The following is a 378-nucleotide window of genomic DNA, read 5'->3' as shown; positions in this document are numbered from 1 at the left end:
TTGAGCAAGGTCGATGGGTGATATGCCGGCCTGCCCACCAAGGAGGGCGTGGCCCGCTCGAAGCCAAGACCTACTAGATCAAGCTCGTCGACAAAGACGTCCACCACTCGTACGGTGTTATCAGCATCGACGTAGTCGTCGAGACACTCAGGTAGCAGTGCGACTTGATCTCGTGCCGCGCTTTCAATAAATCGCTTCATGGGCCACCATCGAAAGACGTGTTGACTAACTATAGGCAATCAACACGTTTTTACACAGCCTCGGTCGAGTTCGGCCCGACGCTCGACATGCTTCGGCCTTTGCCGGCCTTCGCCGGTTACGGACTTGGTTGCTGCTACACGTCCGGTTGCGGTCATTCACCCACTGGCGCTGGTGAAC

1 pseudogene is annotated in these 378 nt (G+C 56.6%); it reads right to left on the bottom strand.

The features are described from left to right. A pseudogene (locus NCT32_RS37115) lies at nt 1-200 on the bottom strand (IS5/IS1182 family transposase); the annotation flags it as partial. Nucleotides 201-378 lie beyond the last annotated feature (178 nt).

The sequence above is a fragment of the Caballeronia sp. INML2 genome, assembly GCF_023631365.1.
GTDB lineage: Bacteria > Pseudomonadota > Gammaproteobacteria > Burkholderiales > Burkholderiaceae > Caballeronia > Caballeronia turbans.
This window is presented reverse-complemented; position numbering and strand designations above follow the sequence as displayed.